The sequence below is a fragment of the Candidatus Hydrogenedentota bacterium genome (assembly GCA_019637335.1).
Classification (GTDB): Bacteria; Hydrogenedentota; Hydrogenedentia; order Hydrogenedentales; family JAEUWI01; genus JAEUWI01.
On the sequence record JAHBVV010000030.1, the window covers coordinates 26,440 to 51,842 of the forward strand.

Genomic DNA, 25,403 nt, shown 5'->3' on the forward strand with positions numbered 1-25,403 from the left:
AACGGGGCTGGTCTGGAGGAAGGGCGCGGAATGGAGCGGGACCCCGGTCAATCGCATGCCTCTCCCCCACTTCGCGAGGCGGTCCGGCTCGCGTTGCTGTTCGGCGGGCTGAGCGCGGCCCTGTATTATCCGGCGCTTCTTTCCTGGTTTTCGAGCGACGACTTCCTGCATCTGGAGCGGGTCATTCGCGGCGGGATTCCGTTTACGCCGGATGGCGGCGCCGGCGGTTTTCTGCGGCCCGTGACCGGGGCGAGCCTGTGGCTGGAATACCAGCTCTGGGTTCTGTGGCCGCCGGGCTTTCATGCGGTGAATGTGCTGCTGCATACGGCCAATGCATTGCTGGTCTCGCTTCTGGCGTGGCTCCTGCTACCCGACCTTCGGGCGGAGCGGGGCTTCGTGGCGGTGATGTCGGGGCTGCTGTTTCTGACGCTGGGCTGCCATGCGGAGCCGGTGGCATGGATATCGGGACGGACCGACCTGCTGGGGACCTTCTTTACGCTGCTGGCGCTGGTGTGCTTTGAGCGCGGTTGCGCGGGGCGTTGCGGAATCACAGGCGGGACGCTTGAGCGGCCGGTCCCCGGTTGGATGGCGACCAGCCTCTTGTGCGCGATATTGGCCTACTTCAGCAAGGAATCGGCGATCGTACTGCCGCTGCTGGCGCTACTGGTGGCCTTGCGGCATGGGGAGAGCACCGGCGGCGTCCGGGGATTCCGGTCGGTGACCCATGGACCGTGGATCTGGATGGGGCTGCACGTTGCGCTTCTCGCCGCATACTTCATCGCGCGGCGCATCTGGATCGGGGAGTTTGTGGGCGGCTATGGATTGCACGGGCACCTTCGCGCCGCGCCGGACCTGATTGCGCAGGCCACGGCAGGGCACGTCTGGCGCACCTTTCTGCCGCCGGTGGGTGGCGCCGCCGCGCCCATTCCGCTGAGCGGCATGCCGGCGCGGGTCTGGCTTTTGTTGCTCGCGGCGGGCGCAGGGATGCTAGCCTGGTCCGCGCGGCGGCCGGGCTATGGACGCCTCGCCCTGTTTCTCTGCCTGGGCTACGCGATTGCGCTGCTGCCGGTGTTCAATATCCGGGTGTCGTGGACCACACCCGAGGGCGAGCGTTTTCTCTATCTGGCGTCAGTTTTCGCGGCCATGGGTCTCGCGTGCGCGCTGGCCGCGCTTTCCGGACGGAATTTGCGCCATACGCTCCTCGCACTGGTCCTTCTCAGCCAGGCGCTCCCGCTGCACCTGGCGGTTCGCCAGTGGCGCGAGGCGTCGCTGCTTGCGCGCACCGTGGTGCGCGATATCCAGGCCCAGCACACCGGTGGAGCGGTGATCCTCGTAAACAAACCGGACTCGATTCGCGGGGCACTCGTGTTTCGAACGGGATTGCCGGATGCGCTGCGACATTTTGGACCGCAACCCGCTCCGGAGGTGGAAACGCGCGCGCTGTACGCGACGGACCTGCTCGCCGCGGCGCACCCGTTTGACTTCCGCAGCGCGGGCGCGACCTTCATGATCGAAGCGGGTGACGGCGCCGCGCTACTGGCGGAGGAAGACCGGGCGGACGAAATTGAGACCCTGGACGCGGCGCCCGGGCGGGCCACGTTCCGCTTTCGCGATCCGGTGGCCTTCAACCGCGTGTTCGTTTATGATGCGGGGCGTGTGCGCGCGGTTGCGATTGAGGGCGCGCCGCCACCCGACCACGAATAGGACATCATGACGCAGCGTATTTTCCGGCCCATATTTTCGACCATCGCCATCCTGGTGCTCCTGAGCGGATGCCAGCCCGCGAGAAACACCCTCGCCTTTGAAACCGACCTGCCGGGCCGGGGGTTTAATGTGGCCATTTTGCTCGTGGACACACTGCGCCCCGACCACCTGGGCTGCTACGGCTACGAGAAGGCTTTCACGCCGCACATCGACGCCCTGGCCCAGGAAGGGGTCCTGTTTGAGAACGCCCGGAGCGCCTCCACCTACACGGGGGAGGCGGTGGCGTCGCTATTCACGGGACGGCCGCCGGCGATGGCACGGGATGGCCTCGGCTGGGGCGCGCGCCCGACCCCGACCGAGGAAAACCTGCCGCGCGTGCTGGAATCGGCCGGGTATCAGACGGCGATATTCTCGACGTCTTTCGTCATGCGTTTCCGGGGCTTCTACGACAGCTTCCAGAGCGCCACCCTGTTCCAGGATCTTCCGATTACGTCCGAGCTGGATCTGGAGCTCACGCAAGAAGCGCTGGACCACGCGCGGTCGCGCCCGGGCGATCGGCTCTTTCAATACCTGCACTACTACGCGCCGCACGCGCCGTATAACCCGCCGCAGGCGTGGCTGGATCGGGTCGGCGCGGGCCGCGCGACGGTAGATCCGTCGGACGAATTGCACCCGGCGGACCTGGCGAGCGCGGGAATGACACGAGACGAGCCCCGGCTGGCGGCGCTGCGCGCGCACTACGACGGCGAAATCGCGCTGATCGACGACGCGATCGGGGCGTTCTTGGCCGGTCTGCGCGAGCTGGGGCGCGACCGAAATACGGTTGTGGTGTTTATTTCGGATCACGGCGAGGAATTCCTGGAACACGGCTTCGCGGATCATGCGTGGAACCTCTTTGACGAGACGCTGCGCGTGCCGCTGATCGTGTGGGCGCCGGAGCTTTTCGCGCCCGGGCGGGTTTCGGATCCGGTGTCAAGCGTGGACGTCATGCCGACGCTTCTGGCGAGCCTCCAAATCCCCCACGCCCGCTTTGAACACGCCGCCAGTGGCCAGTACCTGTTCCGCCCAGGCCCGGCACGCTGGGAGTACGCGCCGCGCACGGGCCCCATTTACGCGAGCCTGTTCCCGGAGCCCCGGGCGCAATTACACGCGGTTCTGTTCGAAGGGCACAAGTACATAGCCGGACCGCGCTGGCTTGATGGGGCGGGGGCGGGCCGCTTCTGGCGTATTCAAGGCGCACTCACGCAATTGACGCGGCGCGCGGGCTACCTGCCGCTGGATCCGTGGGCGCCGGTCGCGCGCGAGGCGGTCTTCGACTTGAAGGCGGATCCGGGCGAAACGCGGGACATCGCGGCGGAGAATTCGGCCCTCCGGGATCGCGGCCGCGCGCTGCTGGAGGCCTACCGCGAAGCGGGCGCGCCCTACCGCCGGGATGCGGCGCCCACCACGATGGACGATCCGTTTCACGACGCGCTGGTTGAGGAACTGCTTCGCGGAGAAGCTTCACCGGAGGCCGGCGATCCGATGGAACCGGACGAGGGCGGCGGGCATTTGAGTCCCGAAATGATCGAGAGCCTGGAGACCATGGGCTATTTGTAGTGGGCCTTCGGCGGGTTGGGAGAGCGCATTCCAACGCGCGCCTTGAATCCCTTTCCGGAGCGGGGCTATGATCCACGCGGGCCGATTGACCCAGAATGAGCACCCGAGGGGTCTACTTGCTTGACACGAAGGCGCCGTCTTGCGGTTCGCCGGAAATCCACCATGATACGGGCCTTCAGCCCTGGCCGTAATCGTCGCATTTCTTCCTGGGCCTGCGGCCCAGGCTGGTATGATCGGCGCCTTCGGCGCGGTGCGGGCGGGCCGTCCACCACGGCGCATCTTCGACCCGCGCTCCCATTGGTCCGCACGTCCGTTGCGGCGCAGGTTTGTGTAGTAGAGGGTTCACGCCAACGTCAATCCGCCAAATTCTTACTTGGTCCCCCCTGTTTCCATAGACAGGGATGTCTGGGTCCCGCGCTTAAAGGCATTCAGCTTCAGTCCTCACTTTGGAATTGTTATCCATGACCGCTTCCCGCCCCAAGTTTGCCCCGCCGGAAACCGCCACGCGCCTGCTCGCCGCGCTGGGCGACGAGTTTGCCGTGGTCGAGAACCCCTCGCATGTGTTTCCGCCGTATGAATTGTATCCGCTGGCCCCGGCGCGCCGGACCGTCCGGGATACGCTTGCGGCGGCCGTGATGGACATGGACGGGACGACGACGACGACAGAGCCGTTGTGCATCAATGCGTTGCAAACGATGGTGGGGCGGATCAGCGGCCGGGACACGGACCCGGGGTGGCCGGGGCTCGATCCGGAACGGGATTATCCCCACATTATCGGCAACAGCACAACGCGCCATGTGGAGTACCTGCTCCGCGCGTATGCTTCGACCATCGACCCGGCGTGTTTCATGCGCGCGCTGGTGCACGCGGCGGCGTGGACGGTTGGGTTCTCGCGCGACGCCTCGCGGCGCCACGATCTGGACACGATGCTGACCGTGCTCGGCATAGCATCGTTGAAATCCGATCCCCGCTTTGTGGCGTTGTCGGAAGTAGAGCGGCACAACGGGCCGGACGCCCGGGCGGCGCTGTCGGCGCTGGCCGGCGAGCTTGCCGGGTATTATCCGGCGTCGGACTTCGCGCGGCTGACACGCGCGAGCGTGGAGATCTACTACCAGCGCTACCACGAATTGCTCGGCGCCGTGGCCGCGGCGGACGGCAAGCCCCTGCCCGCCTGGCTGAACCCGCCGGAAGGCGGCGTGCTGATCCAGCCCATGCCGGGCATTGGGGAATTCCTCGCGCTGATTACAGGCCTGCTCGGCGCGGAGGCGTCGCGCCTGGCGCCGCAGTTGCATGAAGCGCTGGGCGCCGGCGGGCTCACCGCCGACGCGCCCGACAAAACGTTGCGCCAACTTGGGGAGCATTTCGCGAAGCGCCCCGCGAAGGTGGCGCTCGTGACGTCGTCCATCGCGTACGAGGCCGGCATTGTGCTGCATGAAGTCTTTCGACAGCTCCATGCCGAATGCGCGTCCTGGGGTCTGAGCGACAACGTGACCGAACGGGTGCGCGCGCGGTTGGAAACCCCGGAGGTTTTCTACGACGCCATTGTCACGGCGTCGGATTCGTGCGAGATCCGCCTGAAGCCGCACCGCGATCTGTATTCGATCGCGCTCGGCCGTATTGGCCTGAATCCGGAGGAGTTTGGGAACGTGGCGGGATTCGAGGACAGCGAATCCGGCACGATCGCCATTCGCGCGGCGGGAATATCGGTGTGCTGTGCGCTGCCGTTTCACCTGACATCGGGGCATGGCTTTCAGGCCGCGAGCCATACGTGTCCCGGGGGTTTGCCGGAGGTTATGCTCCGGGAGCGCTGCTTCCTGCCGTAGCGGGCCGAAGTCCCCGCAATACCTGGATTATTCGGCGCCGATTCCGAATTGATTGGCTTCCCAGGTCATGTTCTCCTTGTTGGTCTGATTGAAGCGAATGGCGTCGCCGCTGGTGTCGTAGATCGTGTTCCGCTCGACGTGAAAGCCCTTGCTGCCCTGATCGAAGAAGATGCCGTTGTTCGGTGCGCCGCCGTGGGCGAAAGCGCTGCGGTGCACGCCGTGGAAGACGTTGCCGATGATGCGCGCGCCCGGCTGGAAGCCGAGGGTGTAGAGCGCGCCGCCGTCGGCGAGCATTTTCATGACGTCGTGCACGTGGTTGTGGGCTATCAGGGTCTCGCGCTGGCTGGTTTCCGTTTCGTTCCAGCGGAAACCGGAGGAGATGCCGGTGTAGGGCATGTCGCGAACCAGATTCTGGGTGATTTCGGTACGCTTGGCGAAGGCGTCGAAGATGCCAACGCAACCGTGATTCACGGCGCCGCACCGTTCGATCAGGTTCCCGGTGATGACGTTGTCCAGCGGCACGTCCTCGGGGCGGCTCCAGTCCGCCGAAAGATGGCGGTCTTCGTCCGGGGACTGCGGCGTCATGCTCCCGACGCCGCGCCATCCCACCATAATCCCGTTGCCACCGATGTCGGCCAGGGTGCATCGCTCCACGCGATTGCCGCGCGCGCCCGCGCCGAATGCGATCCCACCCGAGCCGGTATGGCGCACCGCGCAACGGTTTACCGTGCAGTCCTCCGCGTAGAGGAAAAGGATGGCCGCGGGCAGCACGAAGGTGGGCTCCTCAATGCGGGTGCCGTAGTGCCCCGCCTGGATGCCGAGGTATCCGAACTCCGGCAAGTCCCAGCGGCTGTGCTCAAACGTGATCCCCTCGAAGTGGAGGTTTCGCACCGGATTCTCCGGAGCCCCTTCGACGGCAATCAACTGATCCGAATACGGGGCGATGAATTCGCGGGTGTTGGGGTCTTCGCCCTCGGCGGCCTGGTAGGTTAAGAGACCCGAGGCGTAGTCGAGATACCACTCGCCGGGCGCGTCGACAAACGCGAGGGCATTTTCGAGGTATGCCGGCTTGTTGGTGCTGGCGCTGGTGTAATCCCCGTGCCCCACCCAGCCCATGGGGTTCGCCATTTTGAGGGTGCGGTCATTTGAGGACGCTACGATGACCCGGGAGATGGACCAATTCTGGTACATGACGAGCTCGGCGCTGGCGCCGGCCAGATTCTCGACGCCGGGCGACGTGTTCAGCACGATGCCGGTCAGATCCTCAGAAACGCCGGCCACGCGCATCAATTCAGGGTAGTTGGGAAAGCGCCCCCGGGAAAGGCGCTCGCCATCGGCGTACAAGTCGCGAAAACGCCATTCGCCCGCGACCGCCTCGGGCAGCGTCACGCTCCAACGGTTCCCCGCCTGTTTCTCCCAACCGGTGATGGCGCGCCCGCCCGAAAAAACGACCGACTCCCCCGGATACGCGCGGTAGGTGACGCGCCGCTTGTCCGTGCCACCATCTTCGGGACCGAAGCGCAGCGGTTCCGCGAGCGTGTAGGTTCCTTCGCGCAGGACAACCGTAACATTCTGGCGCGGGGCGTCCGCAATCCGCGCGCGCACGGCCTTTTGCACGGCTTCGAGCGTGGCGAAGGGCGCTTCGAGCGTGCCCGCATTGGCGTCGTCCCCTCCGGGCGAAACGGCGAAGTCGGCGTTCACTTCGGGATTCCCGCCAAGAAGCCCGACCGATACCAGGAGCAGAGAAAAAAACATACCGCAAACTCCGCAGCTGCCCCGCGCCGCTCCACCATGGCGGCGCCGGGGCGCTGCGGCTATGATAGCGGATCCGGCGGGCCGTTCGGAATTCGTGCGCGGGTGGATGCCGGAGGCGGCGGGACGCTACAATAGCGGTTTCTCCCGAACAATAACCTTGAGAGAATCCATGCAAATTGACAACAGCCTCTCTGCGGGCGATCTTTCCACGAAACTGAGCCAGTTTTTTGCCCTGGCCGGCCCGAAACTTATCGAACTGGACCAGAGCTGGGATCCGGCGGCGGGTTCTCCAGTGTTTACCGAAGCGGGCCGCTACACGAGCCGCGGCTGGACCGAGTGGACGCAGGGTTTCCAGTACGGCTGCCTGGTGCTGCAGTACGACGCGACGAATGACTCGCGCTATCTGGACCTCGCAATAAAACGCATTCACGACCACATGGCGCCGCACGTGAGCCACACGGGCGTGCACGATCACGGCTTCAACAACCTTTCGACCTACGGCAATGTGCTCCGCCTCGCGGACGAGGGGCGGATACCCCTGGACAGCGACGCGCGGGCGTTCTACGCGCTGGCGATCAAGGTCTCCGGGGCGGTGCAGGCGGCGCGCTGGTCGCGCATCGCGGACGGCACGGGATATATCCACAGCTTCAACGGCCCGCACTCCCTGTTCAGCGACACGATCCGTTCCTGCCGTATTCTCATGCGCGCGCACCAGCTCGGGCATGTGCTGATGGGCGAGGGCGACACGAAGATTTCGTTGTGCCGGCGCGCGCTGGAACACATCCAGAGCACACACCGCTACAACGTCTACTACGGGCAGGGGCGGGACCACTATGATGTCCGGGGGCGCGTCGTGCACGAGAGCATATTCAACATGAGCGACGGCCAGTACCGCTGCCCGAGCACGCAGCAGGGGTATTCGCCGTTCAGCACGTGGACGCGCGGCCTGGCGTGGGTGCTGCTGGGCGCGGCGGAGGAACTGGAGCTTCTCCCCCACCTCGACGACGCGGATCTCGACGGGCTCGGCGGCCGCGCGGCGGTGGAGGCGATGTTGCGGGAGATGGCGGCGGCGACGGTGGAATTCTACATTGCAAATACGACGCTCGACGGCATTCCGTTCTGGGACACGGGCGCGCCGGGGCTGGCGGAGATCCCGTCGTACCGGGACCAAGTCTCCAATCCGCACAACTCCCACGAGCCCGTGGACAGTTCAGCGGCGGCCATCTCGGCGCAGGGCCTGCTCCGGCTCGGGCGCGCGCTGGGCTTGGACTCCGAGCCGGGCCGGGCCTTCTGGCAGGCGGGGCTGACGGTGGCGCAAACGCTGCTGAGCGCGCCGTACCTCTCCGAAGACCCGGCGCACCAGGGGCTACTGCTGCATTCGGTGTATCACCGCCCGAACGGCTGGGACTATATTCCCCAGGGCCAGGTCGTTCCGTGCGGCGAGTCGTCCATGTGGGGCGATTACCACGCGATGGAGCTGGCGGTTTATCTCCAGCGCATCGTTGATGACGCGCCTTACCTGACCTTCTTCGGGCCGGTCGCATAGCCGGGCCGATCTCGGCTTTCAACGAACAGGATTTATCATGAATACGCACACCATCGGCATTATCATGAACGGCGTCACGGGACGCATGGGCACGAATCAGCACCTGGTGCGTTCCATACTCGCGATCCGCGAAGAGGGCGGGCTCAAGGTGGGCGACGACACCGTTATCCTGCCCGATCCCGTTCTCGTGGGGCGCAACGCGAACAAGCTCGCTGCACTGGCCGAGTCCTGCGGCGGGCTCCGCTGGTCGACCGATCTGGCGAGCCTGCTAACGGACGTGAATTATCCCCTCTATTTCGACGCGCAGGTCACCCAGCGGCGTTTTCCCGACGTGAAGGCGGCGATTGCGGCCGGCAAGCACGTCTATTGCGAGAAGCCGTGTGCGGAAAGCACGGCGCAGGCGCTCGAGCTTTTCCGGCTCGCGGAGGCGGCGGGCGTGAAGCACGGGGTCGTGCAGGACAAGCTGTGGCTGCCGGGCTTTCTGAAGTTGAAGCACCTGATCGACACGGGGTTCTTCGGGGAGATCCTCTCGGTGCGCGGCGAGTTCGGCTATTGGGTCTTCACCGGCGAAGACCAGCCCGCGCAGCGCCCCTCGTGGAACTACCGCAAGGAAGATGGCGGCGGAATTATCGTGGACATGCTCTGCCACTGGCGCTATCTGATCGACAACCTCTTCGGGAACGTAACGAGCGTATCGTGCCTGGGCGCGACACACATCCCCACGCGCTATGACGAGCAGGGCAAGCCCTACAACTGCACGTCGGACGACGCGGCCTACGCGACGTTTGTGACGGACCGCAACATCGTGTGCCACTTCAACTCCTCGTGGTGCGTTCGCGTCCGGCGCGACGACCTCGTGACGCTTCAGGTCGATGGCACGAAGGGCTCCGCCGTGGCGGGGCTGCGCGAGTGCGTCACGCAGCACGCGGCGAATACGCCCAAGCCCGTGTGGAACCCGGATATCGCCAACCCGATCGACTTCAACGCGGGGTGGACCCCGGTCCCGACGAACCGCATCTACGACAACGCGTTCAAGGCGCAGTGGGCGCTGTTCCTGCGGCACCTGGTGCTCGACGAGCCGTTCCCGTGGGGCCTGAAGGAAGGCGCGAAAGGCGTGCAGCTTGCGGAGCTGGGGCTGAAGAGTTGGGCGGAGCGGCGCTGGCTGGATGTGGAAGCGCTGTAGCGGAAGGGATGGCGGCGGCGCTGGCGCGCTCTCAGACAGAAATGTCTGAGTCCCTATTCAAGAGTAAGCAGTCTTTCTTAATCGGGTAGGCTCATGAAAAAAGTTGCTCTTATTACCGGCGCAAGCCGCGGGATTGGCCGGGGCATCGCGCTGACGCTTGCCCGGCACGGATACGACATTGCGGGCGTGGCCACGAACCCGGATCCGGCGGACACGACTTCGGGCCTCTACGAGGTGAAGGCGCGCGTCGAGGATCTGGGCCAGTCCCTCTGCCCGATCCGCGGGGACGTGGCGAATCTGGACGATCATCCCCGCATCCTGCGGGAGGCGCTGGACGCATTCGGGCAGTTGGACGTGCTGGTGAACAATGCGGGGGTCTCGTTGGCGAAACGATTCGACATCTTGGAGACGACGCCCGAGAGTTATGATCGCGTGATGGGCATCAACCTGCGGGGCGCCTTTTTCCTGACGCAGACGGTGGCCAACCACCTGGTGGCGCACCCGAATAAGGGCGCCGCGATCACGCCGGCGATTATTTTCATCACAAGCATCTCGGCGACGGCGGCGAGCGTGAACCGGGCCGAGTATTGCATCAGCAAGATGGGCGGGACGATGGCGGCGCAGCTGTATGCGGTCCGGCTCGCGGATCACGGGATCAACGTGTTTGAAATTCAGCCGGGCGTCATCCGATCGGACATGACGGCGGGGGTCACGGAGAAGTACGACAGCCTCATTGAAGGAGGTTTACTCCTTCAGAAGCGCTGGGGCACGCCGGAGGATGTGGGCAAAGCGGTGGCGGCGCTTGCCGAGGGGTATTTTGATTACGCGACGGGGTCGGTGATCGAGGTGGGCGGCGGCTTTGGCGTGCGGCGGCTGTAGGGCGCGGCGAGCGAGCGGGTGAGGCGGCCTGGTGGGGTGCGGGCCTGCGCCGGATCAGGCAGGACGCCCAGCCTCCCGGGGTATTGGGGGCAGGAGCGCGAGGGCGATGAGGAAGGCGGCGGCCAAAGTGAGGGGAAAGTGGTAGCGGGAGGCCTGGGAGATGGCGGCGAGGGCAATGGTGGCGGTGTTCACGAGAAAGGGTATATAGACGATGAGCCAGGCGGAGTTTCGGGTGCGAAGGGCGAGAACTGCGCACGCGATCAGGATGAGATAGAGGGGCAGGGCGGGCCGCCAGAAGAGCCATTGCCTGCCGGGGGCGGCGGTCCAGGCGAGGGCGGCTTCGAGTTGGTCCGGGATGTCGAGGAAAACCTGGAAGTTGGAGAGCCCGAGACCGTTGCGCGTTATGCCGAGGAAGTAGGTCTCCATGGGCACACTGGTGGTCCACGGAATACTGAGGTAGGCGCTTCGGTCCCAGAAGTACCGGGCCGCGGTGAGGGGGTTGCGTGCGACCAGCGACAGGTAATACCGGTCGAGTTGGCCGCGTAGCGATTTTGCCTCGGCGCGGTGGTAAACGCCATTTAGGAAGGGCATCGTGGTGGCGGCGACGCGGCGCTTGTCGTAGGCCCAGCGGTCTTCAAGGTCGCGGACACGGGCCAGGAACTCGTACTCCGCATTGGACATGGGGACGTCGCGATCGAGCAGGATGGCGGTGTGCGCGGCGAGGAGGTCGTGAAGGCCGCCGTCGGTTTCGGCGATGGGGATGCGGTTGAGGACGGCGACGCGCGCGAGCATGACGGTGGAGAGCATGACCGCAATGCAGATCAGGAGGCGGCGCCACTGCCGGTGCAGGAAAAGGGCGAGGAAAGGGAGCGTGCCGGCGGCCATGAGGGGGCCATTGTGGCGGAAGAGTGTGGCGGCGCCGAAGGCGAAGCCGAGCAGGGCCCAGGGCATCCATCGCGCGCGCCCGCCGCGGAGCGCGATCCAGGCGATACAGAGGCATCCGGCGAACATGCAGAGGGCGTAGGGCGTGTCCTTGATGAGCGCGATTATGCTGGTGAGGTTTTTCGGGGAGCAGGTCATGAGGGCCCAGGCGGCGAGCACGGCGGCGCGCGGGACCCCGGCCTGCCAGAGGAGGTTGGCGGCGAACGCGACGAGGCCGGCGCCGATGAACACCTGCGGCAACGCGACGGCGTCGGGGGAATCCCAGAGGTGGCGCGCGAGCCACATGAGCCAGGCGTAGAAGGGCGGGTGCTGCGGCTCAAACTGGAAGGTGGCGGACTGTTCCCACTGCTGGAGCGAATCGACGTTCAGCGTGCCGGGGTAGAAGGCCACGAGAAAGATAAACCAGACCAGGAAGGTCCCGCCCCAGAGCGCGGCGAGTCGGCGCCACGGGTAGGGGCCGGCCAGGTAATCGTGCTCCGTGCCCCGCGCGAGGGCGGCGAGCAGCTGGGGTCCGGATCGGTACAGCGCGCGGCCGGCGAATCCAAGCGCGACAAGCAGCGCAAAGATCACGGGAAACCAGTGCGCGGCGCGCGTCCCGGGGTAAGACGCGTCCGGCAGGGCGAGGCCGCCGGGCACGATATCCGGCTCCCAGGAACGCGTCACCAGTCCCACGGGCGCGCGGGGCGGTCCATCCGGGGTGAGGAAGGTATGGGGTGCGGGGCCGTTCACCACGAGGCGGCGGACATCCAGGGGCCCGCCATCGGGCGCCACGAATTGCAGGCTTGCGAGTGCGCGCGCGGGGATGCGTCCGCCGTAGCGTTGGAGGCGTTCCAGGGGCGCGAGCGGCGCGACCACCCTTCCGCGCCCCTCGGATTTGAGATCCAGGGTGCGGGACTCCCCGGATCCGTCGCGCACGAGCGCCGAGCCGGACATCAGGTCGGTTTCGAAGGAGAGGTAGGCGCGCGGCCCGATGCCCCAGCCGGAGAGGGCCAGGGTGGCGGGGCGCGCGGCGCCGGTGAGATAGAAGAAGGTGTGCACGGCGGCCCAGGCCTCGGGCGGGTCCAGCGCGACGGAATCGGGCGAGGCCATGGCGATTACCTGAAAGCCGCCGTCGAGTTCGCCGCCCGGTGGGGCGGTGACATCGGCGGCAAAACGGTGCGGCGCGTAGGCGGCATCAATGGCCTCCAGTGCGACCTCCCCCCCCTCCCACCGCGCGACGAGCCCCCCGCCATCGCGGGGGGCGATGTCGATACTGAGCTCAACCTGTACGGCGCGGGAAATCACCATGCTTGCAAAGGCCGCAAGTATGCCTGAAATAGCGACGATTCGCCCCGTTTTGCGACCGTTCTTATTCACAAGTGGTCCCTGCTGCGCGCTCCCGCTGCCGAAGCATTATCGAGACTTCACTACGAGTCACTTCGACGTCTAATCCAGGCGCAAAGGCCTCGGTAAATCGGTACGGCCAGGGCATTGGTCAAGTTTAAGGCCACAAGCGCCGCAACGACGATAAGGCGGCTGGCGATCGCGTACTGAAACGCGGCCGGAGCATCCGCGCCAAAGGCGGATAGTGTAGCTACCCACCCCCACTCTATCACGCCCAATGCTCCGGGTACGAATCCCAGGACTAGGGCGCAGGTGACCAGGGCGTAGCAGTACAGCATGACGTCCAGCCCGATATCGAGACCCACCGACCACGCGACGAGCCAGGCGCGCAGCACGAGGTTGAGGAATCGGGCGGCGGACAGGGCGTAGATCGCCGCGAGCGCGCGGGGTTCGTAGAGGCGGGCGAAACTGCCGCCGCCTCCGCCCGCCGGGGGGAGCAGGCGCGCCAGAACGGAAAGCGCCCGCGCGGCGCGTGGCAACATGGCTCCGCCCAATGCGGCGAACGCGATGCCCCCGGCAATGAGCAGGGCGAGCGAGGTTAGCGCGGCCCCGGCGCCGCCAATCTTTCCGAGGAAGTAGAGGAGCGCGGGTGGCAGTACAACCAGGGGAACGAGAATATCGAATGCCTGGTCGTGGAGGGCGCCGGCGGCGGCACGGCGGACCGGCACCCGGTGGTGAATGCGTAATGCGATACTTCGGCCGGCCATTACGGCGATCTGCACGGGCAGCACTTGCGCGAACAACGCGATAAGGGCCGTGTAGTGGTAGTAACCCAGGCCGAGATCCGCGCCGACAGCAGTGAGGCGCGTGACAAAACGCCACTTCCATGCGGTCAGCAGACAGTGGAGCGCGGTGGTGGCGAAAACGAGTACGAGCCCCCAGGGCTTAAGGGGGCGGAGGGTCTCCAACATTTCGGACCAGGGCACGGGCGAATGGTGGAAGAAGAACGCAAGCAAGACGGCGCCCAGCACGATCCCCGCCAGCGTGAATGCCGCCGAAGCCCGGCCGGGCGCGGGCCTACGCATACCACGCCTCCGGCAAAGTGCGATCCAGCAATTGCTCCAGATCGGCAAGTCCCGCCCGCAACTCCCGTACGAGATCATCGGGCAGGCGCGCTGGCGGCATCGCCACCGAATGCGCCCCCGGCGCGTACAGCACGCGGTTTATCAGGCGGTTGTGCTTGAGCCACCCAACCGCGTTCGCCAGGCCGGCCCGCCGCGCCGCCTGGGCCGCCCGGTAGACCAGCTGGGCCAGCGGTTCATGGCGGGCGGTGCGTGTCGGGTTCACGCGTTGAAATGTGCTCGGAGCGACAAACTCGGGGTCGACTTCAAGAAAAGTATACACCGATTTCGCAAAGGCGAGCGGGTCCGCGCGCAAGTCGTCGTAGAACAGCACCCGAATCTGCTCCCGTGGGAATCGGTCAAAAAACGCTTTCAGATTTCCGTAGTAATCCACCCGATGTATGGTGTCGGGTCGGGCGCAAAATTCCGCCAACGACACATCGGGTCCGATATGGGTCGTCCGGGAATACTGATAGTTCGACAACACGTACTCCCGGGGATCCCGCAAGCAGCAGATCAACTTCACCGCCGGGATCGCACCCGCGATCCGCCCGGCCACGAGAGGCGATTCGTAGTAATCGTGCGAGAGCTCCCCCACCGCCCGCGCGCCCGCCGCGCCGTCGAAAAATCCCCGGTACCAGTCGAGGCCCTTGTCGTAATGGCGGTCGAAGAAATAGATGTCTTTTGCCGCGGGCACGAAGATCTGCGGGTGTTCCCGCAGTATTTGGTAGAGCCAGGTCGAACCCGCCCGGGCGACCCCGATATACAGGAAGTTCGGAAGCCTTCCATGGCCCATGATCGTCACGCCTCCCGCTTCCGCGCCACGCAAACCAGCTGATCGCCGAGGCCAGTAATCCCGAGGAACACATTGGCCGCGCGTATTCCCGCCAGGGCGAGCGGCCCGGTCAGGCGCCGGTACCAGTGGAGATATCCTTCGCGATGCGCCACGCGGGCATCCGCGGGAACTTCGCCACGCGCGCTTCGCGGCAGGTAGCGGAGCCAATCTTTCAGATAGAGGTCACAGGTGGAGACCCATACCAACTCGAATCCCAATTGCGCCAGCATGCGCGCCAGTGAACGCCGGCTAAAATACGACAGGTGCTCGGGGGGAATCACGACGCCCGCGGACGCCCCAAAACAGCGTAGCGAAAGGCCCGCCACGTTGGGAACCGTGATAAGGAGACATCCACCCGGACGCAGGGCATTCCGGATGTAGGCCAGCAACGCGGCCGGGTCGCGGTCGTGCTCCAGCACATCCAGGAGCGCGGCCGCCGCGTAGGTATTGGCAGGCAGCGAAACATCGGACCAGGCGCCGCGGTGAATCGTCGCGCTCGACGCCTTCTCCGCCAGTGCGGCCGCCGTATCCGAGATCTCGATTCCCGTTACCGGGCCCCAGCCGGCGCGCTCCGCGACCTGAATAAACTGGCCAGCGCCACAGCCCACGTCCAGCAGCGGGCCGGGGCCGATCCGTTTCTCCGCCCGCCCCAGCATCGATTCCCAGAGCCCGATTTTGTGAACGGGCTCCACCTCCCAGGAACAGCAGGAGCTGAGCCCGGACGCCAGCGCACCGTAGTACTTCGACAATGCGCCGCCGGTTGGCGCGGGATACACGAAGCCGAATTGACAGGGGCCGCACCAGTAGAGCGTGTACCCCACTTTCTCCAGCCACATTTTGCAGTTTCCACCGTGGCAGACCGGGCATGAGGGTCCGGGGCCGCTCATCCGCGCGCCTCCCCCGCCACCCGCGTGTAAACGGCTTCATAGGCTTCCGCCGCCCGTGGAAAGTCGTACTGGCGCGCCCAGGCACGCCCCCGATCCTGTTCCGCGGCGTAGCGGCCCTCCGGAAGATCGAGAAAATGCTGAATCGCCTCGGCCAGTTCTTCTGGACTGTCCGCGCAAACCGCGCCGCAGCCCGATTCCCGAACGAGGTTGCGCGCGGCATTGTTGGGGGTGTCGATGGTAATTGGAACGGCGCCCGCCGCCGCCGCTTCAATGACGACAATACCGAATCCCTCGCGACGCGAAGGCAGCACCAGCAGGCGGGCGGCCTTCATGACGGCGATGACGTCATCATGGCAATCCAGGAACCCCGAAAATGTTACCGTCTCGCTCAGCCCAAGTTGCACCACGAGTGCTTCCAGGCGCGGGCGCTCCGGCCCGTCGCCCACGATGCGGCAGCGCAATCCGGGCCGATGCGCCGCCGCGAACGCAACAGCCTCGATCAGCAAATCCGCGCCCTTTGACTTGATTAGACGCCCGACAAACAAGACGTCGTACGATTCCCGGCCCGGTTGCGCGGACTGAATGGCGGGCCAGTCTAGCCACGGCGTGATGGTCGTCAGCCGCGCGGCGTCCACCCCCGCACGGGAAAGGGCCTCCGAGGTCTGTGGCGAAATGGAGACGATGTGCCGGGGCAGGCGCATGGCGTAGCGCTCCACGGCGCTGGCAACGCGCGCTTTGATCTCGGATCCCAGGTATTCCCGCCAGTGATCCCGCCCCCAGCACTCCAGCCATGTGGATACCAGCGCGGCCCCCGAAGCGCGGCATTGAAGGTGGGCCGCATAAAGGGGAAAGTAGGGAATGGACATACAGTCCACCACGTCAAACGGGCCCAGTTGCCGGAGGGCGCTGCAGGCCGAGCGCGCGAAGCGGAGCGCCTGGCGCACGCCGCGCGCGTCCCCGGCCTGGAGCGTGCCGGCCGCATCGGGCACGCAAATACCGTGAATCCGGACGCGGGGCGCGACCTCAATGACTTCCGGCCCGTCCCACATTTTCAAGCCGAGCACACTTACATCGTGGCGCTGCCCCAGATACCGCGCCAAGTCGTGAAAGAGCTTTTCGCCGCCCCCCACGGAGTACGGGTAGACGCCATCGTAGACCAACGCAATACGCACCCTAATTCGCCTCCGGATGGCCATGATCCGCGACCGGGGCCGCCCGACCAATGTGCTCCAGGGCGATAATACTCAGCACGAAGGAATTCAACACCACCTGCACCCCCAGTATGAGCGCGAAGGCGGAGGGAATCACCAGGGCGCGGGTGAGTTCGCGCGGAAACGTCTCAAATCCGGTTACCCCCCACCAGACGGTGGCGGCGGCGATGCCGATTGTTCCGAGGAGAAAGACGGCAATGCCCGCGGCGACTCCGCGCTCGAGCGTGAGCGCGCGCCGCAACCGGCCGAGATGCGCCTCTCGCGGCAGCAACCCTTCGCGCTCGGCGAAGGTCCGCACGAGCACCGAGAAAAAGATGGATTGCATCCCGATCATGGCGAGCGCGAGCGCGACAACGAACGTGTTCGTGCGGGGCGAGGACAGCAGCAGCATGAGCACCGCCACAATGCCGCCGCCCGCGACCATAACAAGACCCGGATAGAGAAAGAGCCAGCGCGGGCTGAAAATGAGCAGAAAGCGCAGGTGGCGCCAGCCGTCCCGCCATGATCGAAGGTGGGGCGGGCGGTCGCGTCCGTCGGGGCTGAGGGTTGTGGGGACTTCGGTGATGCGCATGGCGCCCAGGGCCGCCTTCACCACGATTTCGCTGGCGAACTCCATGCCGGTCGTGCGCAGATCCATGCGATCGAAGGCCGCCTTGCTGAAGCCGCGCAGGCCGCAGTGAAAATCGCGAATCGGGGTGCGAAACAGGAGCCGGCCGAGGTAGCTGAGGACCGGATTGCCGAGGTAGCGATGCAGCGGGGGCATGGCGCCCGGCGCGATGCCGCCGGCGAAGCGGTTTCCCATGACCAGGTCATGGCCTTCGCGCAGTTTGGCGATGAAGGGCTCCAGGTGGGCGAAATCGTAGCTGTCGTCGGAATCCCCCATGATGATGTAGGTTCCCCGGGCGGCCTCGATGCCCCCGCGCAGCGCGGCGCCATAGCCCTTCGCCTTCACGTCCACGACCCGGGCTCCGCACTCCCGCGCAATCTCGCGGGATCGGTCCGTGCTGCCGTTGTCGGCGATGATCACTTCGCCCGCGGCTCCGGCGGCCTCGAGCGAAGCCAGGGCCTTGCGCACACAGATCCCCACGGTCTTTTCCTCGTTGAGGCAGGGCATGACCACAGAGACTTCGACTGAATTCACGGCGCTGGGTTCCCGGACGTTGCTGGAAGATCCTGGGGCGGCATCCGGGGCCGCCCCAGACCTCTCCCGCGCCATGGTACGGGCGCGCGGGAACCGCGATCAACCCCCGGCTTCCGGCGCCGGCGTGAGCAGCTTTGCAATCTCTTCCAGGCCCAATTCCCGCGCGATATCCAGGGCAGTCTGACCACTGGCGCTCGCCGCGGCGGGTGAAACGCCCGCCTCCAGCAGCCAGCGCACAGTTTCGGCCTGCCCGCCGGCGGTCGCGAGGTGGAGCGGCGTGTAGCCGCCGCCGAATCCACCCGGCGCCTCCAACGAAACGCCAAACTCTTTGAGTTGCCGGAGCGCCCCGGTCTGGCCGTACTGCGCGGCCCAGTGCGCGGGCGCGCGACCCAGCGTCTCGGCCGCCACCAGATCGGGGTACATGGAAAACAGTTCCCGCAGCCCCGCCACGTCGCCGCGGGTAGCGGCGGCGAGGTATTCCTCGCAAACCACGGCGTCGAGCACGGCACGAACGCGCGCGGCGGCGGTTTCGCCATCCAGGTTTTCGCCGGCTTCATCCGCCGGGCTCATGGCGAGCATCGCGCGTGGGGTGAAGCCCTGGCTGTTGCGAATGCGGACGCTCGCGCCGCAGGCAATCAACTGGCGCACGGCGTCCACCGACCGGGCCGCGGCGGCGGCGTGCATGGGCGTGCTGCCGACGGCGTCCAGCAGATCCGGGCCTCCCCCCGCCGCACAGAGGAATTGGATGGCCGGGGCATTACCCGCGCGCGCGGCTTCGTGCAACGGCGTCTGCCCCGCCGAGTCCCGAACATCGGGCGCCGCGCCGGCTTCCACGAGCGCTTGCATGATCCTGGTGTTACCGCGCCGGGCCGCGTGGTGCAGTGGCGCGCAGCCCGCGGAATCGGACGCGTGGACGCTGGCGCCCGCCGTAATCAGGGCGCGCAGCGGCTCCAGGCCTCCCTGCGCCGCCGCGACGTGTAGCGGGGTAAGGCCCGAGTTATCTTTCGCGGTCGCATCGAGACCCAGCTCTATGAGCCAGGCGGCGGCTTCGCCTTCGGAGCGCGCGGCGGCCGCGAACAAGGGAGATCGCCCCTGTTCATCCGGCGCGCCGGCCGGCACGCCGCGGGCGTGCAGTTCCCGGGCGAGGGCCACGTGGCCGGCTTCCACGGCACGGTACAAAGCATTTTTCATCGCGGAATCCGCGGCATCAGGGGCCGCGCCCCGGTCAAGGAGGAGCAACGCTACCGCGTCCGCTCCCGCGCTTGCCGCAACAAGCAGCGGGGTCTGGCTGGCGGCATCCTTCGCGTCGGGGGGACACCCGGCATCCAGCAGCGCCGCCGCAATGTCCGCCGCGCCGGCCGCCGCTGCGCCGTGCAATGGCGTCCGGCCTTCGGCGTCGAGGCCATCGGCAGGCAGGCCCCGTTCCAGCAACCAGGAGACGGTCTCCGCACGCGCATTCGCGGCGGCGAGGTGGATAGGGGCTCGCCCCTCCGGGCCCGGCTGTTCGAGCACGCCCTCGCGCACTGCCATCACGTCCAGCAGCGGCGTAAGCCCGCGCCGGGCCGCCAGGAGTATGGGCGACCAGCCCTCGCTATTGGGCGCGGCGGGGTCGGCCCCGGCCTCGATCAAGATCGTCGCCTTTTCAGCGCTGTTGATGTCGACGGCCACGTGCAGGGGCGTCCTGCCGCCGGGATCGGCGAAGGCCGGATCCGCGCCGCGCTCGACCATGTGGGCCACGACCTCGGGCGAATTGGCGAGGACCGCCTCATTGAGCAGGGTGCGCTCGTGTCCCGCGTTGCGCGTGGCGTTCAAGTCGGCCCCGGCCTCAATAAGCCGGTCCGCGCAATCCAGGTGCGCCTGCCTCAGCGCCATGGCAAGGGGCGAATCTCCCTCCATATTGGTCAACTGGACCTGCGCGCCCTTTTCGAGCAAGAATTCAACCACCGCGACCTGGCCTGCGCGCACCGCGGCCATCAGGGGCGTGTTTTGCAGCGCATCCGGCAGATCAACCGCATCGGGCCTATCGTCAAGCGCCTCGCGCACGCCGGGGAGATCGCCGTAACCCGCCATGAGATGCAAGGGGAGCATCTGGCCGGCGCGCCGGAAGAATCGCGTCACCTCCCAATGCCCCTGCTGTGCGGCCAGGACCGCCGGTATCGAGAGTCTGTCGGGGTCGGCCAGGCTGTTCATGTCCGCGCCCAGGCGCACGAGGTGTTGCACGGCGAACAGTTCCCCGGCCTCGGCGGCTTCGTGCAGCGGGGTATAATTCCGGGCGTTGCGCGCTTCGAGCGAGCCGCCGCGGCTGGCCAGGTGTTCGAGTGTGTACACGTGGGTCGCTTTCGCGGCCAGGTGCAGCACCGAATTGCCCAGCGCGTCCTGTAGCGCGATATCCGCGCCCCGCCCAATCAGCGCTTCGGCGATGTGGGGCCGATTCTCCGCCGCAGCCACGTGGAGCGGGGTCTGGCCATCCGCGTTACGAACGTTTACATCGGCCCCGCCCGCGACGCGATCGATTACGGCATACAAGTCGGCGGCCGCGACGGCGTCGTGAAGTGAGGCATGGGGCGCCAGGCCCGCCACACGCCAGGCCCGGGGGGCCAGCGGGTGCGCCACGCCGCGCCTGAACAGGTCGAGCAGTGCGTCCAGCGTGGGTTTCGGTTCGAGATCCTCGGCGCGCACGGGCGGGCGGTAGGGTTTCGGATCGATCACCAGCGGCTTGCGTCCGGGAATGGGCTGGCCCGTAAATGGATCGAGGACGGCGTCGGGCGGCAGTTCAACCGGGGGCGGCGCCGGCGGGTTGGGGAGCGCCGCGCGCGTTGGCACGCCCTCGGAAGTCGGGGGCGCATCCTGCTTGCACGACAGGCCGGCCAGCGCGCCCAACAGAACGATGGGGGCCACGCGAATCCAATTGAGGTCCATGGCGCCGTTCCTCCTCTACCCTTGCGACTCCACGCGCGATCCGTATTTGGGACAGCGTACGGCCCTGTCCCCTCCTGCCGCAGTGTAGTGAAGGGGCTGGCAGCAGGTCAACCGGCGGGGTCTGCGGCCGTTTCCGTCGCGGCTCCGGCGGCGAGTGCGGCGTCGATGTCCGCGCGCATGGCGCTCTCGAATCCAAAGGGAGACACGCCGACGTGGATGGCGGAAATGGTTCCCGAGCGATCGATAATCACGGTCTGCGGGATGCCCGTTACGCCATAGCCGTCGGCGACGAGCCCTTTTTCGTCCAAGAGCACGGGGACGGATAGTTTGTTCTGCTCGAAGAAGTCCTTCACGAGCCGTGCGTCTTCGCGGATGTTCACGGCGTACACGGCGACGTTGCGATCCGCATACTCCCGGGCCAGGGCGTCGAGCACCGGCAGCCCCTTCCGGCACGGCGGGCACCACGAGGCCCAGAAATCCAGCACGACGACGTCCTTGCCGAGGTGGTCCGCCAACGCGACGGAATTGCCCTCCAGCCCGTTCAGGGTGAAGGGCGGCGCGGGCTGTCCGTTCAGGGGATGGGCGGGGGCCCAGGCGACCAGGTAGACGAGGAAGACGCCGGCCAGAACGATTGCGGCGGTTGTGCCATATTCCCGGATGTAACGCATATACACTTTCTCCAGCGGTGGGATCCCCGTGTAGCGAAGTCTATTCGCGGGAGGGCGAAAATCAAGCCAGCGAAGCCGCGATATGACATGCCGGGCGCTCCGGGATTAGAATACCACGAAGTAACGCACGGCAGCCTTGGCCGCAACCAGAGAAATGATCACCACGAAGGGCGCGGTGACGGCGGGTGGGGGATTAGATTTGGAGCCACAAAGAGCGCAAAGAATACGGGAGAGCCTCTGGCCGCAACAAAGGAATTTATCACCACGAGGGGCACAGGTCGGCCGTTGGCCGAAACCAAACAAAGTTGAACCGCGAATTAACGCAAATGGACACGAATAATGAAAAAAGGACCGTCTCGCTTTGGGAATCGGAGGCTGAGTTCACGGCGTCCATGGGCCGTTCGAACCCGGCGCTCACGCTGCCTCAGTCTGGAAGGCTAAGCCACGTTGGCGGGCGTTGAACGTGTGGGTCGATGACGGCTCTGCCGAAGTTAATTTGAAAAGTCTTGTCAGCAAAACTCGTTTAAGACGGATAGAATTACAAAGGCCACGACGGAAAGAAGCTGGAGTGGGATTGATATTCACGCGAAGGCGCTAAGAAGCTGGTGTAGGCTTCATGCGTTCCTGATGCGATTGAACCACGAATGCACACGAATTGACACGAATCGCTCGAAACTTTCTTTCGGGCCTGAGGGTTTTTCGTAATGCTTTTATTTCAATTATTTATGGATGATGTCTTTTCGTTTTCTTGCAAAAAGAACAAGAAAGTGACGGATAGTAGAGTACGCATTACCGGAGCCCCCCCATGAAACTCACCCACCTTTCAATTACACGACGGGCGTTCCTGGCAATTCTGCTCATCGGTCTCGCGGGCTGCGCCACCAATCCGAATCACGTCTATCTGACGTGGCAGGGCGACCCGAGCACGACGATGACAGTCAATTTCCACAGCACGGAAGCGGCGTCCGACCTCACCCTTCATTATGACACCGAGTCTCGCGGCGGTGAGCCCGGCGCGTATCGCTATGCGGCATCCGGGGCGTCCCGCCAGATACCGGGGCTGAAGGACGAGCGCCACATTCATCACGTAGAAGCTACGGAACTCGAACCCGGCGCCACCTATCACTTCGTGCTGGCGGACGGCTCGGACGTCTTGACGGAGGAATTGCGCTTTCGCCCGCTTCCCGGCGGAAACGCGCCGCTCCGCTTCATCTCGGGCGGAGATATGGCGATACTTCCGCGCTCCTATCAGATTGCGCGCCTGGCGGGCAGCTACGACCCGATGTTCGCCCTCATCGGCGGCGATATGGCCTACGCCGACGGGAAGCTTAAGAACGCCTGGATGTGGGACCGCTGGCTTGACATGTGGGAGGAGCACATGGTCACGGCGGATGGCGTGATGATCCCGATGGTGCTGGCGATCGGCAACCACGAGGTCAACAAATTGGAAGGCCCGCCGGAAGTGCGCGCCCCCTTTTACTACGGCTACTTCCCGCAGGGCGGGCGCTCGTATTTCACACTGCCGCTCCGGGACGACACGATCCTGATCGTGCTCGACTCCGGCCACGCGGTACCCCACGGTGGCGCCCAGGCCGAATGGCTGGACGAGGTGCTTGGCGCCAGCGCCGGCCTCCGCAACACCATCGCGGTCTACCACGCGCCGCTGTATCCCAGCCACCGGGATTACGAGGACGGGCGCGCGGTTGAGGGCCGGACCCACTGGCTGCCCATCTTCGACAAGCACGGGCTCCGGGTGGCTTTCGAGAACCACGACCATACCTTCAAGCGCACGAAGGTGTTGCGCGGGGGCGCGGTAGCGGAGTCCGGCACCGTTTACCTCGGCGATGGCAGCATGGGCGTCAACCCGCGGCCGGTCCAGGAGCGCTGGTACCTGGAAAAGGCCTCGGGAACGCCCCATTTCTGGCTGTGCGAGATCGACGACACGGGGATGCGCTTCCGCGCGATCAGCGCCGCGGAAGATCTGCTCGACGACCTGACGCTGAACTAGCCCGCCATGTATATCCTGCTTCCCCCGAGCGAGGGGAAATCCTCCCGCGCCGGTCGCGGTGTGTTGGGCGCGGACCCTGGCGTGAATCCGGACGATACGCGCGCGGTGCTGGACCATGTCAACCGGCTGCGGCCCGCCGAGCGCGCCCGGTTTTACGGCCTGAAAGATGCCGGCAAGTGCGCGGCGGCTCATGCCCTGAACACCGTCTGCTTCGAGGCATCCGCCCTGCCCGCGATCGAGCGCTATACCGGCGTGGTCTATGACCACATCGGCTACCCCACGCTGCGAAAGAAGGCTTCGGCGCGCAAACGGGTTCTGATCGTGTCCGCGCTGTTCGGACTGATTCCCGCGGGCGCGCCAATTCCGGACTACAAACTCTCGATGAACCCGTGGTTGGCCCGCTACTGGAAACCCATCAATTCGGCGCGCCTGGCGAACCTGGCTAGCGGCGAGCCGGTGCTGGATCTCTTGTCACAGAGCTACCGGAAGGCCGTGGAGCACCCCAACCTGATCACGGTGGATTTTCGCGTGGAGGGCGGCAAGAAGGCGGCCGGTCATTTCGGGAAGGCGATTAAGGGGCGTTTCGTGCGGTGGATTCTGGAAAACAACGTACAAAGCGCGGCGGATTTCGTGGATTTCACGGAAGAGGGCTACCGCTTCGACGGGTCGAATTTCGTGCAGTCCTGATTCGCCGTAAGCTTCCGCCAGCCGGGATTTTAGCGCGGCGCGCGGTTTGACACGCCATGCGGCATTTTGCTAGACTTTCGCTCCCGTTACATTTACGCGCGATCCCCCCCACAACGCGTGTAGCCATACGCTTATGTAAAAGGAGCGAGTCTGTGAAGACCTATGTCCCCAAAGAAGGGGAAGTGCAAAAGGATTGGCACATCATCGATGCCGAAGGCAAGGTGCTGGGCCGCGTTGCCGCCGAGGCCGCCAAGCTGATCCGCGGCAAGCACAAGCCCCAGTATACGCCGTACCTGGACTGCGGCGATCACGTCATCGTGATCAACGCGGCCAAGGCCAAGGTGACTGGTAACAAGATGGTGCAGAAGATGTACTACCGTCACTCGGGCTATCCGGGCGGCCTCTCGGAGATGAATTACGGCGAGATGCTCTCCCGTTTTCCCGAGCGCGCGATGGCGCTGGCCATCAAGGGCATGCTGCCGCACAACCGCCTGGGCCGGAAGTTGAGCACCAATTTCCGGGTCTATGCGGGCGCGGAGCACCCCCACGTGGCCCAGAACCCCAAGCCCTACGAAGTCAAGTAACGCTGGAGACTGCGAACCGTGATTGATAAGAAAACCAACGAGATTGTTGCTGTCGGTCGCCGCAAGCGGGCCAGCGCGCGGGTCCGGATTAAGCCGGGCACCGGCAAGTTCATCGTGAACGGCAAGGAAGTGAAGGACTACCTCGAGCGCGATGTGCTCGTGTCCCTCGCCAAGCAGCCGTTCGCGGCCACCGGCACCGTGGACCAGTTCGATGTGCGCGCCATCTGCGACGGCGGCGGCATTTCCGGGCAGGCGGGCGCGCTGCGCCTGGGTGTGGCCCGCGCCTTGATGGAAAACGACGCGAACCTGCGCACGACGCTGCGTACGGCCGGCCTGCTGACCCGCGACGCGCGCGAAGTCGAGCGCAAGAAGTACGGCCAGCCCGGCGCGCGCAAGCGCTTCCAGTTCTCGAAGCGCTGATTCCAGCCGCTCCGCATCCTACAGATTCCGCATCCCCCGAAGGTTTCCTCGGGGGATTTTTCTTTGCCATCTTGCACATGTTCCGGTGAAGCGACCTGCCCTGTGCTCTTGACGGCGCACGCATACTGGCAAGATTCGGTTCTATCCGGTATTCTGTAGGCGCTCACG

At 65.7% G+C, this 25,403-nt stretch carries 19 protein-coding genes; 10 read left to right on the forward strand and 9 right to left on the reverse strand.

The features are described from left to right. Window positions 1-30 precede the first annotated feature (30 nt). From KF886_22885 to KF886_22895, 3 genes are all read left to right on the forward strand, one after another. Window positions 31-1,704: a hypothetical protein gene (locus KF886_22885; protein ID MBX3180205.1), complete on the forward strand. Its 1,674-nt coding sequence runs from the start codon at window positions 31-33 to the stop codon at window positions 1,702-1,704. Window positions 1,705-1,710: 6 nt separating this feature from the next. Next, window positions 1,711-3,303: a sulfatase gene (locus KF886_22890; protein MBX3180206.1), complete on the forward strand. Its 1,593-nt coding sequence runs from the start codon at window positions 1,711-1,713 to the stop codon at window positions 3,301-3,303. Window positions 3,304-3,764: 461 nt separating this feature from the next. After that, window positions 3,765-5,126, forward strand: coding sequence for an HAD family phosphatase (locus KF886_22895; GenBank protein MBX3180207.1), 1,362 nt, complete (start codon window positions 3,765-3,767; stop codon window positions 5,124-5,126). 27 nt (window positions 5,127-5,153) lie between these two features. On the opposite strand, the gene KF886_22900 is transcribed toward KF886_22895, so the two are convergent. After that, on the reverse strand, window positions 5,154-6,881 hold the full coding sequence (locus KF886_22900) for a right-handed parallel beta-helix repeat-containing protein (GenBank protein MBX3180208.1): 1,728 nt from the start codon (window positions 6,879-6,881) through the stop codon (window positions 5,154-5,156). Between the two features lie 169 nt (window positions 6,882-7,050). Here KF886_22900 and KF886_22905 point away from each other — a divergent pair, with 169 nt between their 5' ends. The 3 genes from KF886_22905 (at window position 7,051) to KF886_22915 (ending at window position 10,489) form a co-directional block, all read left to right on the forward strand. Then, a complete protein-coding gene (locus tag KF886_22905; protein MBX3180209.1) occupies window positions 7,051-8,427 on the forward strand; it encodes a glycoside hydrolase family 88 protein in 1,377 nt (458 codons plus the stop codon). Between the two features lie 37 nt (window positions 8,428-8,464). After that, window positions 8,465-9,610 carry a Gfo/Idh/MocA family oxidoreductase gene (locus KF886_22910; protein ID MBX3180210.1) on the forward strand — a complete coding sequence of 382 codons (1,146 nt, stop codon included), beginning with the start codon at window positions 8,465-8,467 and terminating at the stop codon, window positions 9,608-9,610. A 93-nt stretch (window positions 9,611-9,703) separates the two neighbouring features. Continuing rightward, on the forward strand, window positions 9,704-10,489 hold the full coding sequence (locus KF886_22915) for a 3-ketoacyl-ACP reductase (protein ID MBX3180211.1): 786 nt from the start codon (window positions 9,704-9,706) through the stop codon (window positions 10,487-10,489). 54 nt (window positions 10,490-10,543) lie between these two features. Here KF886_22915 and KF886_22920 read toward each other — a convergent pair whose 3' ends face one another. From KF886_22920 to KF886_22955, 8 genes are all read right to left on the reverse strand, one after another. Continuing rightward, window positions 10,544-12,787, reverse strand: coding sequence for a glycosyltransferase family 39 protein (locus tag KF886_22920; protein ID MBX3180212.1), 2,244 nt, complete (start codon window positions 12,785-12,787; stop codon window positions 10,544-10,546). 50 nt (window positions 12,788-12,837) lie between these two features. Then, on the reverse strand, window positions 12,838-13,839 hold the full coding sequence (locus KF886_22925; protein MBX3180213.1) for a flippase-like domain-containing protein: 1,002 nt from the start codon (window positions 13,837-13,839) through the stop codon (window positions 12,838-12,840). After that, on the reverse strand, window positions 13,832-14,671 hold the full coding sequence (locus KF886_22930; protein ID MBX3180214.1) for a sulfotransferase domain-containing protein: 840 nt from the start codon (window positions 14,669-14,671) through the stop codon (window positions 13,832-13,834). The genes KF886_22925 and KF886_22930 overlap by 8 nt, the downstream gene beginning before the upstream one ends. A 5-nt stretch (window positions 14,672-14,676) precedes the next feature. Then, the gene (locus KF886_22935) at window positions 14,677-15,546 is read right to left on the reverse strand and encodes a class I SAM-dependent methyltransferase (GenBank protein ID MBX3180215.1); all 870 of its coding nucleotides are present in this window, start codon (window positions 15,544-15,546) and stop codon (window positions 14,677-14,679) included. Between the two features lie 47 nt (window positions 15,547-15,593). Beyond that, window positions 15,594-16,769, reverse strand: coding sequence for a glycosyltransferase (locus tag KF886_22940; protein MBX3180216.1), 1,176 nt, complete (start codon window positions 16,767-16,769; stop codon window positions 15,594-15,596). A 1-nt stretch (window position 16,770) separates the two neighbouring features. Continuing rightward, on the reverse strand, window positions 16,771-18,024 hold the full coding sequence (locus tag KF886_22945; protein MBX3180217.1) for a glycosyltransferase family 2 protein: 1,254 nt from the start codon (window positions 18,022-18,024) through the stop codon (window positions 16,771-16,773). Window positions 18,025-18,048: 24 nt separating this feature from the next. After that, on the reverse strand, window positions 18,049-20,868 hold the full coding sequence (locus tag KF886_22950) for an ankyrin repeat domain-containing protein (protein MBX3180218.1): 2,820 nt from the start codon (window positions 20,866-20,868) through the stop codon (window positions 18,049-18,051). Between the two features lie 107 nt (window positions 20,869-20,975). Continuing rightward, the gene (locus KF886_22955; GenBank protein ID MBX3180219.1) at window positions 20,976-21,536 is read right to left on the reverse strand and encodes a TlpA family protein disulfide reductase; all 561 of its coding nucleotides are present in this window, start codon (window positions 21,534-21,536) and stop codon (window positions 20,976-20,978) included. 805 nt (window positions 21,537-22,341) lie between these two features. Between KF886_22955 and KF886_22960 the strand changes: the two genes are divergently transcribed. The 4 genes from KF886_22960 to rpsI all read left to right on the forward strand — a co-directional run bounded on the left by KF886_22960 (window position 22,342) and on the right by rpsI (window position 25,235). Then, window positions 22,342-23,544: a metallophosphoesterase family protein gene (locus KF886_22960; GenBank protein ID MBX3180220.1), complete on the forward strand. Its 1,203-nt coding sequence runs from the start codon at window positions 22,342-22,344 to the stop codon at window positions 23,542-23,544. 6 nt (window positions 23,545-23,550) lie between these two features. After that, window positions 23,551-24,231, forward strand: coding sequence for a peroxide stress protein YaaA (yaaA, locus tag KF886_22965; protein MBX3180221.1), 681 nt, complete (start codon window positions 23,551-23,553; stop codon window positions 24,229-24,231). Window positions 24,232-24,383: 152 nt separating this feature from the next. After that, window positions 24,384-24,815: a 50S ribosomal protein L13 gene (rplM, locus tag KF886_22970; protein ID MBX3180222.1), complete on the forward strand. Its 432-nt coding sequence runs from the start codon at window positions 24,384-24,386 to the stop codon at window positions 24,813-24,815. Between the two features lie 18 nt (window positions 24,816-24,833). Then, window positions 24,834-25,235 carry a 30S ribosomal protein S9 gene (gene rpsI / locus KF886_22975; GenBank protein MBX3180223.1) on the forward strand — a complete coding sequence of 134 codons (402 nt, stop codon included), beginning with the start codon at window positions 24,834-24,836 and terminating at the stop codon, window positions 25,233-25,235. Window positions 25,236-25,403 lie beyond the last annotated feature (168 nt).